This window comes from Pseudoruegeria sp. SHC-113 (assembly GCF_025376885.1).
GTDB lineage: Bacteria > Pseudomonadota > Alphaproteobacteria > Rhodobacterales > Rhodobacteraceae > Pseudoruegeria.
Genome location: NZ_JAHUBR010000001.1, coordinates 2,153,911 through 2,169,435, shown reverse-complemented (window position 1 = coordinate 2,169,435; position 15,525 = coordinate 2,153,911). Strand labels below are relative to the sequence as shown.

General features: G+C 65.0%; 12 protein-coding genes. 6 read left to right on the top strand and 6 right to left on the bottom strand.

Annotated elements, in window-relative coordinates; genetic code table 11:
- Nucleotides 1-16 precede the first annotated feature (16 nt).
- The 3 genes from KVX96_RS10730 (at nucleotide 17) to KVX96_RS10720 (ending at nucleotide 2,672) form a co-directional block, all read left to right on the top strand.
- Complete coding sequence (locus KVX96_RS10730; protein ID WP_314733113.1) at nucleotides 17-553, top strand: shikimate kinase; 537 nt, start codon at nucleotides 17-19, stop codon at nucleotides 551-553.
- Nucleotides 550-1,662 carry a 3-dehydroquinate synthase gene (gene aroB / locus KVX96_RS10725; RefSeq protein ID WP_261194421.1) on the top strand — a complete coding sequence of 371 codons (1,113 nt, stop codon included), beginning with the start codon at nucleotides 550-552 and terminating at the stop codon, nucleotides 1,660-1,662. The genes KVX96_RS10730 and aroB overlap by 4 nt, the downstream gene beginning before the upstream one ends.
- 323 nt (nucleotides 1,663-1,985) lie before the next feature.
- On the top strand, nucleotides 1,986-2,672 hold the full coding sequence (locus KVX96_RS10720; RefSeq protein ID WP_261194420.1) for a Crp/Fnr family transcriptional regulator: 687 nt from the start codon (nucleotides 1,986-1,988) through the stop codon (nucleotides 2,670-2,672).
- Between the two features lie 52 nt (nucleotides 2,673-2,724).
- Here the strand turns inward: KVX96_RS10720 and KVX96_RS10715 are convergent, their stop codons facing one another.
- The 6 genes from KVX96_RS10715 to speB form a co-directional block, all read right to left on the bottom strand.
- Nucleotides 2,725-4,125, bottom strand: a complete 1,401-nt coding sequence (locus tag KVX96_RS10715) for a TRAP transporter large permease (RefSeq protein WP_261194419.1) — start codon at nucleotides 4,123-4,125, stop codon at nucleotides 2,725-2,727.
- Nucleotides 4,125-4,757: a TRAP transporter small permease subunit gene (locus KVX96_RS10710; protein ID WP_261194418.1), complete on the bottom strand. Its 633-nt coding sequence runs from the start codon at nucleotides 4,755-4,757 to the stop codon at nucleotides 4,125-4,127. The genes KVX96_RS10715 and KVX96_RS10710 overlap by 1 nt, the downstream gene beginning before the upstream one ends.
- An 85-nt stretch (nucleotides 4,758-4,842) precedes the next feature.
- Nucleotides 4,843-5,847 (bottom strand): C4-dicarboxylate TRAP transporter substrate-binding protein, encoded by a 1,005-nt coding sequence (locus KVX96_RS10705; RefSeq protein ID WP_261194417.1) that lies wholly within the window; start codon nucleotides 5,845-5,847, stop codon nucleotides 4,843-4,845.
- Nucleotides 5,848-6,193: 346 nt separating this feature from the next.
- The gene (locus KVX96_RS10700; RefSeq protein WP_261194416.1) at nucleotides 6,194-7,543 is read right to left on the bottom strand and encodes a sigma-54-dependent transcriptional regulator; all 1,350 of its coding nucleotides are present in this window, start codon (nucleotides 7,541-7,543) and stop codon (nucleotides 6,194-6,196) included.
- Entirely contained in the window at nucleotides 7,540-9,288 is a 1,749-nt protein-coding gene (locus KVX96_RS10695) for a cache domain-containing protein (protein ID WP_261194415.1), read from the bottom strand. The genes KVX96_RS10700 and KVX96_RS10695 overlap by 4 nt, the downstream gene beginning before the upstream one ends.
- Nucleotides 9,289-9,291: 3 nt before the next feature.
- Nucleotides 9,292-10,254, bottom strand: a complete 963-nt coding sequence (gene speB / locus KVX96_RS10690) for an agmatinase (RefSeq protein ID WP_261194414.1) — start codon at nucleotides 10,252-10,254, stop codon at nucleotides 9,292-9,294.
- Nucleotides 10,255-10,373: 119 nt separating this feature from the next.
- Between speB and guaB the strand changes: the two genes are divergently transcribed.
- The 3 genes from guaB to KVX96_RS10675 all read left to right on the top strand — a co-directional run bounded on the left by guaB (nucleotide 10,374) and on the right by KVX96_RS10675 (nucleotide 15,447).
- Nucleotides 10,374-11,828 carry an IMP dehydrogenase gene (gene guaB / locus KVX96_RS10685; RefSeq protein ID WP_261194413.1) on the top strand — a complete coding sequence of 485 codons (1,455 nt, stop codon included), beginning with the start codon at nucleotides 10,374-10,376 and terminating at the stop codon, nucleotides 11,826-11,828.
- 9 nt (nucleotides 11,829-11,837) lie between these two features.
- Nucleotides 11,838-13,010 (top strand): RsmB/NOP family class I SAM-dependent RNA methyltransferase, encoded by a 1,173-nt coding sequence (locus KVX96_RS10680; protein WP_261194411.1) that lies wholly within the window; start codon nucleotides 11,838-11,840, stop codon nucleotides 13,008-13,010.
- A 103-nt stretch (nucleotides 13,011-13,113) separates the two neighbouring features.
- The gene (locus KVX96_RS10675; RefSeq protein WP_261194410.1) at nucleotides 13,114-15,447 is read left to right on the top strand and encodes an ATP-binding protein; all 2,334 of its coding nucleotides are present in this window, start codon (nucleotides 13,114-13,116) and stop codon (nucleotides 15,445-15,447) included.
- Nucleotides 15,448-15,525 lie beyond the last annotated feature (78 nt).

The window sequence follows — 15,525 nt, the reverse complement described above, 5'->3', positions numbered from 1 at the left end:
CGGTTTGGCCTATCGATTGAAAAAGACGGTCGTCCTCGTGGGCATGATGGGGGCGGGAAAAACCGCCGTTGGCAAGGCTTTGGCGCAGATGCTGGACGCGCCGTTCCTCGATTCGGACGAGGAGATCGTGAAAGCCGCCAATATGAGCATTGCCGAGATTTTCAGCCGCGATGGCGAGGGATTCTTCCGGGCGCGTGAAACCGAGGTGATCGGGCGGCTGATGGAAGAGGAGCGCTGCGTGCTCTCGGTCGGCGGCGGGGCCTTCCTGTCGGTGGAAAACCGCAAGGTGATCGATGCGCGGGGCGCGGCTGTCTGGCTGCGCGCGGATCTGGATCTGCTCTGGAACCGGGTACGCCACAAGACAACGCGGCCCTTGTTGCGCACGGCCAATCCGCGCGCCACGCTGGGCGAGCTGTACCGCGCGCGGGTGCCTGAATATTCCAAAGCGCCGCTGATCGTGGATGCCGATGCCGCTTATAGCGTGGAAGAAATGGCCCATCGCGTGCTGCAGGCGCTGCTGACCCGCCCCGACATCCTGGAGACAACCGAATGACCGAAACCGTCCGCGTGCATCTTGCCGAGCGTTCCTACGACATCCTGATCGGCGAGGGGCTGATCGGGCGGGCAGGCGATCTGATCGGCCCGCTGCTGCGCCGCAAGCGGGTGGCCATCGTGACGGACAGCTCCGTGGCGCCCCTGCATCTGGACGCTCTGAAGGCCGGGCTGGCTGCCGGCGGTGTTGAGGCTTCCGCGCTGGTGCTTCCGGCCGGCGAGGCGACGAAAAGCTGGGAGCAGCTGAGCCGCACGGTGGAATGGCTGCTGGCCGAGAAGGTGGAGCGCAACGATGTTGTGGTTGCGCTTGGCGGCGGGGTCATCGGGGATCTGGTCGGTTTTGCCGCCGCCATCCTGCGCCGGGGCGTGCGCTTCGTGCAGGTGCCCACGACGCTTCTGGCACAGGTGGACAGCTCGGTGGGCGGCAAGACGGCGATCAATTCGCCTGCGGGCAAGAACCTGATCGGCGCGTTCCATCAGCCTTCGCTGGTGCTGGCGGATGTTTCCGTACTGGAAACACTGCCGCGCCGCGATTTCCTTGCCGGTTACGGCGAGGTGATGAAATACGGCCTGCTGGGGGATGCGAGTTTCTTCGTGTGGCTTGAGGAAAACGCGCTGGACATGATCGACGGCGACGTGGCCAAGCGGATCCATGCGGTGAAACGCTCCTGCGAGATGAAGGCCGAGATTGTTGCGCGGGACGAAACAGAGCAGGGCGACCGCGCGCTGCTGAACCTCGGCCACACCTTCTGCCACGCGCTGGAGGCTGCCACCGGCTATTCTGACAGGCTGCTCCACGGCGAGGGGGTGTCCATCGGCTGCACGCTGGCCTTTGAGCTTTCCGCGAAGCTTGGGCTCTGCGCGCAGGAAACCCCGAGCCGGGTGCGCGCGCATCTCGCCGAGGTCGGGGCCAAGCGCGATCTGGCCGACATCCCCGGCGATCTGCCGGATGCCGCCGCGCTTCTGACGCTCATGGGGCAGGACAAGAAAGTCATCGACGGCCAGTTGCGATTCGTCCTCGCACGGGGAATCGGCGAGGCTTTCGTGGATGCAAACGTACCCACCGAGGCCGTGCTTGACGTGCTACAGGGTGCTTTGGCGGGGCGGTAGCTCAACCAAGGCGCGAAGTTCCCCCGCGTAAAAAGAGGGAATTTTGTCAATCTGTCGCCTGGGCGACAGTTGGTTTCCCTTGCGTCGGCTTAGACTAATTTCCGGGTATTCAGAGTGAGTGACTGATCCCCACGGGCTGGAAGCGAATTACATCGTGACAGCACCACGTTACGAGTGATTGGTAGGGTTGAGGGTGCATTCCCCCCTCAACCCTTTCCTTTTTCTGGGCCTCTGTTGTAGCGTCTTTTCCCACGGGCGGACTGTGCAGAGCCATCCGCATACGGCAATCGAGATTGACAACCCGGGGTGGTGGGGCCTCCTCCATGCGAAACAGTCAGAAATACGCCTTCCTGCGGCCCTCGCCGCTGCTGGCCGGGCTCGATCCGGCGGTGGCGGATGACTTTCTGGATCGCTGCGAGGAGATCATCTGCCAGGATCCGCGCCCGCTGCTGACGCAGGAATCGCGGGCGAAACACGTCTATCTCATTGCCCATGGCATCGTGGAGGTCAGCTTTCTGAGCCGGCAGGGCCACAAGGTGATCGCCAATCACGCCGGGCCGGGGGATGTGTTGGGGGATGTGGAGGTTGTCGGGGATCAGCCGGTGATCGCCACCTGCGAGGCGCAGGCCGGGGCGATCCTGATGCGCAGCCCGGCGGTTCTTTTTCGCAGCTTCGCGGCGGACCCGAACGTCCAGCGCAACCTGATGCGGCTGCAGGCCGAACGCCTGTTGCGGGGCTTGCTGTTCAAGGACATCGACCAGTATCAGGCGGTGCCGCAGCGGATCGGCCATTACCTTCAGCACCTGTCGCGGTTCTCCAGCCGGGTGACCTACAGCCAGGGTTATCTCGCCACGCTGGTGGGCTGTTCGCGCCAGACGATCAACCGCGAGATTGGCCAGATGAAGGAAGCGGGGCTTTTGCACAGCGAGGGCAACGGCGGCCTGCGGGTGGATCGTGCCAAGCTGGCGGCGCATCTGCGGGCGCTGGAACTGGGCGAAGACGTGAGCTGAGGGCCACGTTTTCGAAGGCCCCCGCCGGGGTAAACCGGCGAGGGCCGAAGGCTTAAACGAGGCTTGGCAGCCAGAGCACGATGGAGGGGAAGGCCACCAGCACGGCGATCGTCACGGCATCGGCGATGAAGAAGGGGGTCACGCCCTTGAACACATCCTGCACGCTCAGATCATCGCGCACCCCGGCCACCACGAAGCAGTTCAGGCCAATGGGCGGGGTGATCAGGCAGAACTCCGCCATTTTCACCACGAGGATCCCGAACCAGATCGCACACATCGGCCCGCTCATGCCGAAGGCGCTGTCGGCTGCGGAGACGAACTCGCCGCCGTTGAGCGCCATCACCGCCGGGTAGACGACGGGCAGCGTCAGAAGCAGCATGCCGATGGCGTCCATGAACATCCCCAGCACCGCATAGGCGAGCAGGATCAGCACCAACGTGAGCATGGGCGACTGTTCCAGCGAGGTGATCCAGTCGGAAAACGCGCCCGGCAGATCGGCGAAGCCGAGGAAGCGGACGTAGATCAGCACGCCCCAGATGATGGTGAAGATCATCACCGCCAGTTTTGCCGTCTCCAGCAGGGCGTCCTTCAGTTGCGCCCAGCGCATGCCCTTGTAAACCGCCATGCAGAAGACAACGAAAGCCCCCAACGCGCCGCCCTCGGTGGGCGTGCCCCAGGCGTCGCCGCCGAAGGGGTTGTAGATGAAGAAGACGATGATCATCACCACGAAGAAGATCGGGAAAGCTGGCGGCAGCGCCTTGAGGCGTTCTCCCCAGGAGAATCCCTTCACCGGCGGGCCGAACTTCGGCAGCGCCATGGCCATGCCCACGATCAGCGCCGCGTAGATCAGCGCTGAAACCGCGCCCGGAATGAAGCCTGCCAGCAGCAGCTTGCCCACGTCTTGCTCCACGATGATCGCGTAGATCACGAGGATGGCGGAGGGCGGGATCAGCGAGGCCAGCGTGCCACCCGCCGCCACGACGCCCGCCGCAAAGCGCTTGTCGTAGCCGATCTTGAGCATCTCCGGGATGGCGATCCGCGCGAAGACGGCAGAGGTCGCCACGGAGGCGCCGGAGACGGCCGCGAAACCCGCCGTTGCAAAGACGGTGGAGACAGCAAGCCCGCCCGGCAGCCAGCCGACCCATTTCTTGGCCGCATCAAACAGCGCTTTGGTGAGCCCGGCGTAATAGGCCAGGTAGCCGATCAGGATGAAGGTCGGGATCAGCGAAAGCGCCTGGCTCGCCACTTTGGAGTGCGGCACCTGTCCGGCGGTTTTCACCGCCACGGTGAGCGCCCAGCCAAACTCGTCTGGCGCGTAGCCCTTCTTGGCCCAGAAGATCCAGATCAGCCCGACGAGGCCTGCGAGCGCGGCGGCAAAGGCCACGCGCATGCCAAGGATGACCATGACAAGCAAGCCAACGGAGACGGCGATACCAATTTCAATAGGATCCATCAGTCTGCCCCCCCGGTCACATGGTCGGCTTCCGCCGCGGCTTGTTCGGCAGCCGATTGGATCAGCGGCACGGCCACAGGCGTTTCGGCGTTTTGGGCAAAGGCCTTGGCATAGCCCCAAAGCTGGAGCACCAGCCGCGCGCAGAGCACCGAGAAGGCCACCGGCGCGAGCAGTTTGGCGGGCCAGAGCGGCAGGGCGATGTCCATCGAGCTGTCGCGGCTCCACATCGGCGCGGCGAGATCGAAGCTGCGCTGGAAGTGGGCGAAGCTGCCCCAGACGATCAGCACCATCAGCACGAGGATCAGAAATGTGGTGGTAAACTCTGCCGCCCAGAGCGCACGGCCCTTGAGCTTGCTCACGAGGATGTCCATGCGGATATGGCCGCCGTTGCGCTGGGTATAGGCCACGCCCATGAAAGCGATCAGCGGCATGGCCTGTTCGATCCAATCCACGTAACCGGGCAGGGGCGCGTTGAAGAAATTCCGCCCGCCGACAGAAACGACGGCAAGGATCATCAGCGCGAAAACGGCAAGGCCGCTCAGAAGCGCGAAGAAGGTTTCGAGTTTGTACAGATGCCCGTCAAGACGGCTGAGCGTGCTGCCGTCCTGCAGGACCGTGGCGCTTCCGGCCATGGTGCTCTCCCCAAAAATGTGAGCCAGAAAAAAGGAAGCCGCCGCGATTTCTGGGCGCGGCGGCTTTGGGTGTCAGGTGGTCACCTTATTGGCCGATCATGCCGGTGACGAAGTCGAGAAGCTCCTGCGCAGGCAGACCGCGGGCATTGTTTTCCTCAACCCATGCCATGGCCACGGGGCCAGCGGCGGCCTCGCGGAAAGCGGCGAGTTCTTCATCGGAGAAGGTGACTTCGGTGATGCCACGCTCCTGCAGCGCCGGGCCCCATTTGGCCATGGTCTGCTCGTTGTAATAGGTGATGTAGTGATCCAGAGCCTCGTCCACGCTGGAGAGCAGCGCTTCACGCTCCGCATCCGTCAGCGCGTTCAGGGCGTCGGTGTTCACCACAACCGGGCAGTTCACAGTGCCGGGGTTCAGGTTCGTCGTCCACCACTTGCCGCTTTCGATGGTGCCGAAGGACATATGCGCGTGCGGAGCGAAGGAGACGGCCGTCACAACGCCGCTGTCCAGTGCCTGACGCACTTCGGTGGCGGACATGGACGTCGGAACACCGCCGACCTTTTCCATCGCCTGACCGATGCCGCCGGTGGCGCGCATGGCCATGCCGTTGAAGTCGGCGAGCGTGGCGGGCGCATCGCCCACACCCACGAGGTTGTACTGCGGCAGCGGCGAGGGCATCAGCAGCGTGGCGTTCCAGCGGGCCAGATCGGCCTGTGCGGCCGGGTGGGCATATAGCGCCTGGCTGATCTTGCGCTCTTCCTCGAGGCTGGAAACGCCAAGGAAGGGCAGTTCCAGCACGGTGATGGACGGGTTCTTGTCGCGGTGGTAGCCGGCGCAGAACTGAGCCATCTCGAAGGCGCCGATGGAGATGCCGTCAAGGTTCTCGGTGTTCTTGGAGAGCCCGCCGTAGGAGATGTTCATGGTGAACTCGCCACCGGTCTTCTCGCTTACGAGTTCGGCCAGTTTCTCCACGTGCTCGGTGAACGCGCGGCGCTTGCCCCAGACGGAGACATTCCACTCGGTGGCCATGGCCTCACCGGCGAAGGACACGGCAAGGGCAGCGATGGCAGCTTGGCCAAGGAATTTATTCATTGGTTTCCTCCCAGAAACAGGTTCTTTGATCGTTCCGGAGAGGAGTGTAGGAGGCTTGGGAATTTGCGCCAATGAAGAAAATCGCCTGCGGAAGTCCGCAGGGCCTGCGGAAATCCGCAGAGCATAGAACGAAGGGCAGGGCCCGGCCGTGGGTGGGGTCTTCCAAGCGTGCCGCCGGGTGAGCGCATAGGCTGATAGCGGTGTGATTGGGAAGCAAAGTCCTTGCCCGACAGGCACTGTCGGGCCGCGCCGTCCCGCCCCGTCAAACCATAGGTTTGCCTCCGGCAAAACGGGGCGGCGCGACTGCGCCCCCCTCGGGACGGCGCTACCGTTGCGCTCAAAGTGCCTACCCGTTCTCCACCAGCACTGCGTCCTTGTTCAGCCCCAGCTTCACGATCTTCTCGTTCAGCGTCCGCCGCCCGATCCCCAGCGCTTCGGCAACGTCATCCATTCGCCCGGCATGGGCTTTCAGCGCCTTGGCGATCAGTTCTCGCTCAAAGGCCGCCACTGCTTCGCGCAGGGTGCTGGGCGCGGCGGGCAGGGCGCTGCCTTGCGCCGAGATCACCTCGGACAGGCTTACGGGCCCGCGCCTGAGCGCGAGCACGAAACGCTCCGCCACATTGCGCAGCTCGCGCACATTTCCGGGCCAGCCGTGGGCCAGAAGAGCGGCCATGTCGGCGGGGGCAAGCTCCGGCGGTTCAGCCTCAAACTGCGCAGCATAGAGCGCAGTGAAATGGGCAAACAGAAGTGCGATGTCTTCCGCGCGCTCGCGCAGGGCAGGCAGGCGCAGCACCATCGTGTTGATGCGATAGAGCAGATCGCCCCGGAAGCGCCCCTCGTGAACGGCCGCATCGAGATCCTCATTGGTGGCCGAAAGCAGGCGGAAATCCACGTGGCTCGGCGTGGGATCGTCCAGAGTGCGGAATTCACGAGTCTCGATCACGCGCAGCAGTTTGGACTGCGCATCCGGCGGGCAGGCGGCCACCTCGTCCAGAAACAGCGTGCCACCATGGGCCCGCGCCAGAAGGCCGGGCTGGCCGGCGCGGCCAAAGAGCGTGGCCTCGAAATGATCCGCCGGCAGCGTGGCGCAGGAGAGCGCCATGAAAGGGGCATCCGAGCGCGGCGAAAGATCATGCAGCGCATGGGCCACCAGATCCTTGCCGGTGCCGGTCTCGCCATGCAGCAGCACGGTGGTGGGCGTCTCGGCCAGATCCTGCACCATGTCACGCAGGGCGATCATGGCGGGGGATTGGCCAAGCAGGATGCGGTCCAGCCCCGAGAGCCGCGCGAGCCGGGCCTTCAGCCGCGCGGTGCCGAGCTTGAGCCGCCGCTGCTCTGCCGCGTGCGATAGGGCCGAGAGCAGACGACGCGGGTCAAAGGGCTTTTCCAGAAACGTATAGGCCCCGGCCTGAATGGCCTCCACCGCCATCGGAATATCGCCATGGGCCGAGATCAAGATCACCGGCGGGCCGCCTTGGGCGGTGACGCTGTCCAGAAGCTCCAGCCCGCTCATGCCGGGCATGCGCACATCCGAAACGATGGCATCGGGCGTGGCGCGCGAAAGCGCCTCGGCCACATGGCGCGCCGAGGAGAGCCCCTCGGCCTGCCAGCCTGCGCTTTCCAGCAATTCCACGAGGGATTCCCGCATGTTGCGGTCATCATCCACCACGAGGGCCTTCAGCCGCTCCGTACTCATGCCGCCAATCCTTTCGCATCCGCCACGGGCATGCCAAAGCTGAACACCGCCCCGCCTTGCGCACCATCCTCGGCGCGCAGCCAGCCGTCGTGCTCTTTCAGGATCGCGGTGGAAATGGCAAGCCCAAGCCCCATGCCCTCGCCGGAAGCGCGGGTGGTGTGGAAGGGCTCCTGCAGCTGCGCAAGCGGCGTTCCACCAAGGCCGGGGCCCTGATCGGCCACCGCAACGCTGGCTTGCGCATCCGCGCGATCCAGCGTGATCGTGATCAGCGTGCCGCCGGTTTCGCCATTGGCCGCAAGCGCATTGCGCAGGAGGTTCACCAGCACCTGTTCCAGCCGCAGCCTGTCGCCGCGCACGGTGAGCCCTTTGTGGGCCTCAGCTATCACAAGCCGCACGCCGGCGAGCTTGGCATCGGCCTCCACCATCTCGAGCGCGCCTTGTGCCACGTCGCGCAAGGCCACATCCGCCAGCGCATCCTTGCCGGGGCGGGCGAAGAAGCGCAACTCGCGGGTGATGGCTTCCATTCGCGCCACGAGGCTAGCGAGCCGGCACAGCAGGCGGGTTTCCTTCTCGCTTGCGCCAAACTCGGCCGCCACGAGGAAATTGCGCATCGCGGAGAGCGGCTGGCCCAACTCATGGGTCACGGAGGCCGAAAGCTGGCCCAGCGCGGCCATCTTGGAGGCTTGTGCCAGTTCGGCCTGCGCCTTGGCGGCGCGCACTTCGGCGGCGCGGCGTTCCTCGATTTCATGCTCCAAGGCGGCATTGGTGGCGCGCAGGATGCGCCGGTCGGCTTGCGAGGCCTCAAGCGCGGTGCGAATGCGCCGCGCGCGCCAGTAAAGCGCCAGCGCGGTGACGATCAGCAGGAGCACAGCAGCCGCGCCGGAGGCCACGAAGGCCCCGGCCCAGATCGCGCGCTCCGGCGCGAGGTAGTTTAGCCGCCAGTCGAGCGTGCCCAGCGGGGCGGCAGACTGCAGGTAGCGCACCCCGTCGAGCCGCGCCACATCCGCGCCCACGGCCTGCCAGCCCAGCGGCGCGAGCGGCTCGCCCGCGAATTGCCGCGCATTGGCGATCTCGGCGCGGCGGGACTCGGGCAGGGGGGCCAGCGTGCGGTATTGCCAGTCAGGGTTGGAGGCGAGGATCACCACGCCGTCGGGGTTGGAGACAAAGAGCGTCTCTCCGCCATCGGCCCAGAGCCGGGCCAGCGGCGCGATGTCGACCTTGATGGCAATCACGCCGGTGATGTCGCCCGCCTCGTTGCGCACGGGCTCGGTGAGGAAATAACCGGGCCGCCCCGTGGTGACGCCGATGGCGAAGAACTCGCCTGCGCCGCCCGCGCGGGCCTCGGTGAAATAGGGGCGAAAGGCGTAGCTTTTGCCGATGAAAGTGACGGGTTCGGCGTAGTTGGACGCCGCGATGGTGAGCCCGTTCGGATCCATCACGTAGATCGCCTCCAGATCGGTGCGCTCGGCAAATTCTGCCAGCCGCCGGTTCAGCGCTGCAAGGCCGATCCCGGCGGTGCCGCGCTGCACGAAAGGATCACGGGCGAGCAAGAAGGGCAGGTGGCTGTAGCGCCCCAGCGCCTCCGAGAGCGTGGTGTGATAGAGCGACAGCCGCGCGGCGGCGCGGGCCTGCTCATTGGCTTTCAGGATCCGCGCCGCGCCAAAGAAGACAAGCGCCAGCACCAGAAGCCCGGCCAGCAGGAAGGCAAGCGGGCGCAAGCTTCGGTGCGCCTTGGCCTCGCGCATCGCTCAGCCCCCGGCCATGCGGGCGTGGAAGATAAAGCCCAACGTGTTCATCAGCACCTGCGCGGCGAGGATCGACGTGACCCCTGCCGGATCATAGGCCGGGGCGACCTCCACCAGATCGAGCCCCACCACCTCGTTGCGCTGGCTCAGGGCCTGCAGCATTTCCAGCACCTCGTAATAGAGAAAGCCGCCATGGCTCGGCGTGCCGGTGCCGGGCGCGATGGAGGGACAGAAGGCGTCGATGTCGAGAGTCACATAGACGAGGGCTCCGGCCGGAATGCGCTCGATCACGCCGCGCGCGCCCAGCTTGCGCGCCTGCCGCACCGAGAGAATATCGCTGCCGATCCCCCGCGCGGCGTCATAGCCTTCCTTCGCGGTGGAGGAGACATTGCGGATACCCACCTGCGTCAGCCCGCTCACATAGGGCTTCTCTGCCGCGCGCCGCATCGGATTGCCGTGGCCATAGCGCACCCCGTGGCGTTCATCGACGAAATCTAGATGAGCGTCGATCTGCAAGATATGGATATCGCTGACATTATCAAAAGCGTTAATCGCCGGGATGTTGACCGAATGATCGCCGCCGATCACCACCGGCAACGCGCCCGCCTCAAGGATCGCGCGCACGCCGGACTCGATGTTGCGATGGCTTGCGAGCGTGTCGGTGTGCACGATGTCGGCATCGCCGATGTCCACCAGCCCCACGTCCTTGCCGAGGTAGGTGACGTCATCCTCATGGTCATAGGCCCCGGCGTGGCCGAAGGTGAAGAGCGTCGAAGCCTCCCGTACCGCGCGCGGGCCGAAGCGCGCGCCGGGGCGGTATTGCGTGCCGCCATCAAACGGCGCGCCAAGGATGGCGGCATCGGCGTCGATGCTGGCCCAATCCTCCACGTAAGGCGAACGTGCGAAGGTGGTGATCCCGGTGAAGGGCAGGTTGAGCCGCCCGCTGTCGTAGCCATGCTGTGTCATGGCCGCGATGCTTGTGCCTTCGCGCCGCTTTGGCAAGAGGCTTGCACGAATTGGGGTTTCGCTCCTGCGGGCTTCATGCAATAGGGACGCGTCAAACGAAGCATCCAAGGAGCCCCCTCATGGAGATTCGCGAGGCACTCACCTTCGATGATGTCCTGCTTGTCCCGGCCGCGTCCAACGTGCTGCCGAATACGGCCGACACCTCGACTCATGTGACCAAGTCGATCCGCCTGAACATCCCGCTGCTGTCCTCTGCAATGGACACCGTGACGGAGGCCAAGATGGCCATCGCCATGGCACAGGCCGGCGGCATGGGGGTGATCCACCGCAACCTTGATATTGAGGCGCAGGCGCAAGAAGTGCGCCGGGTGAAACGCTTCGAAAGCGGGATTGTCTACAACCCGATCACGCTCACCGCCGATCAGACGCTCGCCGATGCGAAAGCCCTGCAGGAGCGCTACCGCGTGACGGGCTTCCCGGTGGTGGATGGCGCGGGCCGCGTTGTGGGCATCGTGACGAACCGCGACATGCGCTTTGCCTCGGACGACAAGACGCCGGTGTCGGTGATGATGACTTCCAAGGATCTGGCGCTGCTGCAAGAGCCCGCGGATCTGGATGAGGCCAAAAGCCTGATGAAGGCGCGCCGCATCGAAAAACTGCTGGTGACCGATGGCGCAGGCAAGCTCACCGGGCTGCTGACGCTGCGCGACACCGAACAGGCCGTGCTGAACCCGATTGCCACGAAGGATCACCTTGGCCGCCTACGCGTGGCGGCGGCCTCTACGGTGGGCGATGCGGGCTTTGAGCGCACGCAGGCGCTGATCGATGCGGGCGTGGACATGGTGGTGATCGACACCGCCCATGGCCATTCCGAGGGCGTCGCCAAGGCCGTGGAACGTGCCAAGGGGCTTTCTAATGAGGTGCAGATCGTGGCCGGCAACGTGGCCACGGCAGAAGCCACCCGCGCACTGATCGGCGCGGGCGCGGATGCGGTGAAGGTCGGCATCGGGCCGGGCTCCATCTGCACCACGCGCATGGTGGCCGGCGTGGGCGTGCCCCAGCTGACGGCAATCATGGATTCGGCCGCAGGCGCGCGCGACAGCGGCACGCCGATCATCGCAGATGGTGGCATCAAGTTCTCCGGCGATTTCGCCAAGGCCATCGCGGCGGGCGCTTCCTGCGCCATGGTCGGCTCGATGATTGCGGGCACCGATGAGAGCCCCGGAGAAGTCATTCTGTATCAAGGCCGTAGCTTCAAAAGCTACCGTGGCATGGGCTCGCTCGGCGCGATGGCGCGCGGCTCGGCGGACCGCTACTTCCAAAAGGATGCGGCCAGCGACAAGCTGGTGCCGGAAGGCATCGAGGGCCAGGTGCCCTACAAGGGCAGCGCGGGCGCTGTGATCCACCAGCTCGTCGGCGGCTTGCGCGCCGCAATGGGCTACACGGGCTGTGCCACGGTCGAGGAGATGCGCAGCAACTGCCAGTTCGTGCGCATCACCGGCGCAGGGCTGAAAGAAAGCCACGTCCATGACGTGCAGATCACCCGCGAAAGCCCCAACTACCGCATCGGCTAGGGCACGCGCATGACGCCCGCCGCCCGCATCGCCGCCGCCATCGGGATCCTCGATCAGGTTCTCGATGGTGTGCCGGCTGAAAAAGCGCTCACCGGCTGGGCGCGTGGCAGCCGCTTTGCCGGCTCCAAGGATCGCGCCGCCGTGCGCGATCACGTCTTTGACGCGCTGCGCTGCAAACGCTCCTTCGCCTGGCTCGGCGGAGCGATGAGCGGGCGCGGGCTGCTGATCGGGGCGTTGCGCAGCGCCGATCAGCCTTTGGAGGAGGTGTTTACCGGCGAAGGCCACGCCCCCGCGCCGCTCACGGGCGGCGAAGCTGCGCGGCTACCGGATCGAGCGGATCTGCCCGAAAGCGAAGCACGCGATCTTCCGGATTGGGTTTGGCCCCGCTTTGAGGCCGCCCACGGGAAGACGGCCGCGCCGATTGCCGAAGCCCTTCGCCACCGCGCGCCGGTGTTTCTGCGCGTGAATATCGCGCGGCAGAGCGTTGAAAAGGCTCAGGAAGCCTTGCTTTCGGAAGGGGTCGAGACCCGCAGCCACCCGCTGTCCCCGACGGCGCTTGAGGTGACGGAGAACGCCCGCCGTGTGCAGGCGAGCAAAGCCTATCAAAGCGGCGGGGTGGAGTTGCAGGATGCCGGCTCTCAGGCGCTGGTGGACGCGCTGCCTTTGCCGGACGGCGGGCGCGTGCTGGATTTCTGCGCTGGCGGCGGCGGCAAGAGCCTCGCCATGGCGGCGCGCTGCAAGGCGCAATACACGGCGCATGATGTGAGTACCGCGCGTATGAGGGATCTGCCCGCGCGCGCGGCGCGTGCGGGCGTTCAGATTGGCACCGCCACGCGGCAGGCGCTTTCAGAGTCTGCGCCATTCGATCTGGTTCTGGCGGATGCGCCCTGCAGTGGCACAGGCGCATGGCGGCGGTCGCCCGATGCGAAATGGCGCTTTTTCGAGAATGACTTACAGGCGCTTCTTGAAGTGCAGGCCGGTATCTTGCTGGACTGCGCGCAACTCGTGAAGCCCGGCGGCACGCTGGCCTATGCCACCTGCTCGCTGCTGGCCGAGGAAAACGCCGAACAGGTGGCGCGATTCTGCAAGGCGCAGCCGGACTGGCAGCTTGAAAACAGCCTGAGCCTCACCCCGCTTGAAGGGGGCGACGGCTTCTTTCTGGCGGTGCTGCGCCGCAAATAACGCTTCGCATTGTCCCTTTCCCCGGCTTGCTTAAGCAACGCTTAACGCTTTTTGCCTGATATGGGGCGAGCGCCTCGAACGGCGCGGGAAAAGCGGAGCAAACGTGTCAGATTCGGCCAATCCCCCCCAGCAGGTTTCGCACCAGCCGGTGCCCGCCGCCCCGCCTGCGGCCCTCAAGGGCGCGCGGGTCTCCGTGCTGCTCGTTCTGGCCGCGCTCTTCGTGGTGGCGGCCTGGCAGGCCCCTGCGGGTCAACTGCGCGTGCCGCTTGCCGCGATCGGGCTTTCGATGCTTGGGGCGGTTTTGGTCGTTCTGATTTCCAGCTTGCGGCAATCACGCCAGCAGAAAAGCCAGCTCGCTATCATCGCCGCCTTCATCGAGCATGACGCGGCCCCCAGCTTCGTGACGGATGTGGATGGGGCCGTGCGCCATGGCAATGCGGCCGCGCAGGCGCTTTATCCGCTCGCCCTCGGCAAGCCGCTCTCCAGCATCTTCCGCGCCGTTTTCGCGCGGCCCGAACATGTGATGCAGGCCTTACATAAAAAGGCCCAGGCCGAAGGCAGCGCGCGCGAGGATGTGGTGACGCGCAAGGGCCACATGCGGCTCATGGTGCACCGGCTGGCGGAGGAAGGGTTCCTCTGGCGGTTCGAGGATGTTTTTGCAACTCATGCCAACGGGCAGGGCACCGATGGGATCGCGCTTCCAATGCTCATGGCCAGCGGCAAGGGCACGATCCTGTTCATGAACGAAGCCATGCGGCGCATCGTTGGCCGCCGTGTGCGCGGGCTTTCAGAGCTTCTGGACGCCGATGCGGCAGAGGCCTCCGGGCGCTGCCGGATCCACGGTCAGGATGGCCCGCTCTGGGTGGATGTGCTGCGTATTGAAGGCGCGGGAAACCGGCAGGAGGTGTATTTTCTGCCACCGGGCGATACCGCGCCCGAAGGCGAGCCCCTGCGCTCGGTGGATGTGGAACTGCTTCCGGTGGCGGCCCTGCTTCTGGATGCGCAGGGCAATGTTGCCCATATGAACCGGCGCGCGCGCGCACTGCTGCCGCAGAGCCTCCGCGCGAAACCGGCGCTTGAGGATCTGTTGAAGGGAGTCGTTCGCCCGATGGCGGATTGGGTGGCCACGGCCTCCCGCCCCAGTGAGCGGCAGAAGGCCGAGCTTCTGAAGATCGCGAATGTGCCGGAGGAGCGGTTTGTTCATGCCACCATCGCGGCGGCGGAACGCGAAGGGCTTCGGCTAATCGTGCTCAACGACGCTACAGAGCTGAAAACGCTGGAGGCGCAGTTCGTCCAGAGCCAGAAGATGCAGGCCATTGGCCAGTTGGCAGGTGGGGTTGCCCATGATTTCAACAACTTGCTCACCGCGATTTCCGGCCACTGCGATCTGCTTTTGCTCAAACACGCCAAGGATGATCCGGATTACGCCGACCTCGAACAGATCGCCCAGAACGCGAACCGCGCGGCCAGCCTTGTTGGCCAGCTTCTGGCCTTTTCGCGCAAGCAGAAGATGCGGCTGGAAAAAGTGGATCTGCGGGCGTGCCTGTCGGATCTGACCCATCTGCTGAACCGGCTGGTGGGTGAGAAAGTGCGCCTGAGTTTCAATCACGATCCCGATGTCGGCCTCGTGAAGGCCGATGTGCGCCAGATCGAACAGGTGATGATGAACCTCGTGGTGAACGCGCGCGACGCCATGCCAGACGGCGGCACAATCGCCATCGAGACGACGAGCCGCACGATCCGCGCACCACTGCAAAAGGGCCGCGCTGAAATTCCACCGGGCAATTACTCGATTATCCGCGTGATCGACAGCGGCACTGGGATTCCAGCCGAAAACCTCGACAAGGTGTTTGAGCCGTTTTTCACCAGCAAGGCCACAGGCGAGGGCACCGGGCTCGGCTTGTCTACGGTCTACGGGATCATCAAGCAAAGCGGCGGATTTGTCTTTGCGGAAAGCGCGCCCGGGCAGGGGGCCTGTTTCTCGATCTACCTGCCGTCGGTCGACCCCGAACTGGAGACGGAGATCGCGCCGGCCATGGCGGAGGTGCGTGAAAAAGCGGCCAGCCCGGTGGAGCAGGGCGTGGTTTTGCTTGTGGAGGACGAAGAGCCGGTGCGGGCCTTCGCCTCGCGGGCCCTGCGTCTGCGCGGTTATACTGTGCTGGAGGCGGAAGATGCCGAAAGCGCCAAGCGGATCCTCGCGGATGAGGCGCTTAAGGTGGATGTTTTCGTGTCCGATGTGATCATGCCCGGGCAGAACGGCCCTGCCTGGGTTCGAGAAGCGCTCGTGAAACGGCCGGGTGTGAAGGTGGTTTTCGTGTCTGGCTACGCGGAGGCCGAATTGTCAGAAGTCGATGAACAGATCCCGAATTCGGTGTTCCTGCCCAAACCGTTCTCGCTCAACGATCTGACGGCGACAGTGCACCGCCAGTTGCATTAGAGCGTTTTGGATTTAACCTCACACATCGCGCATCGCTTTTCGCGTTCGACCGAAGGGAGAGGCAGCGAAGACGCGATT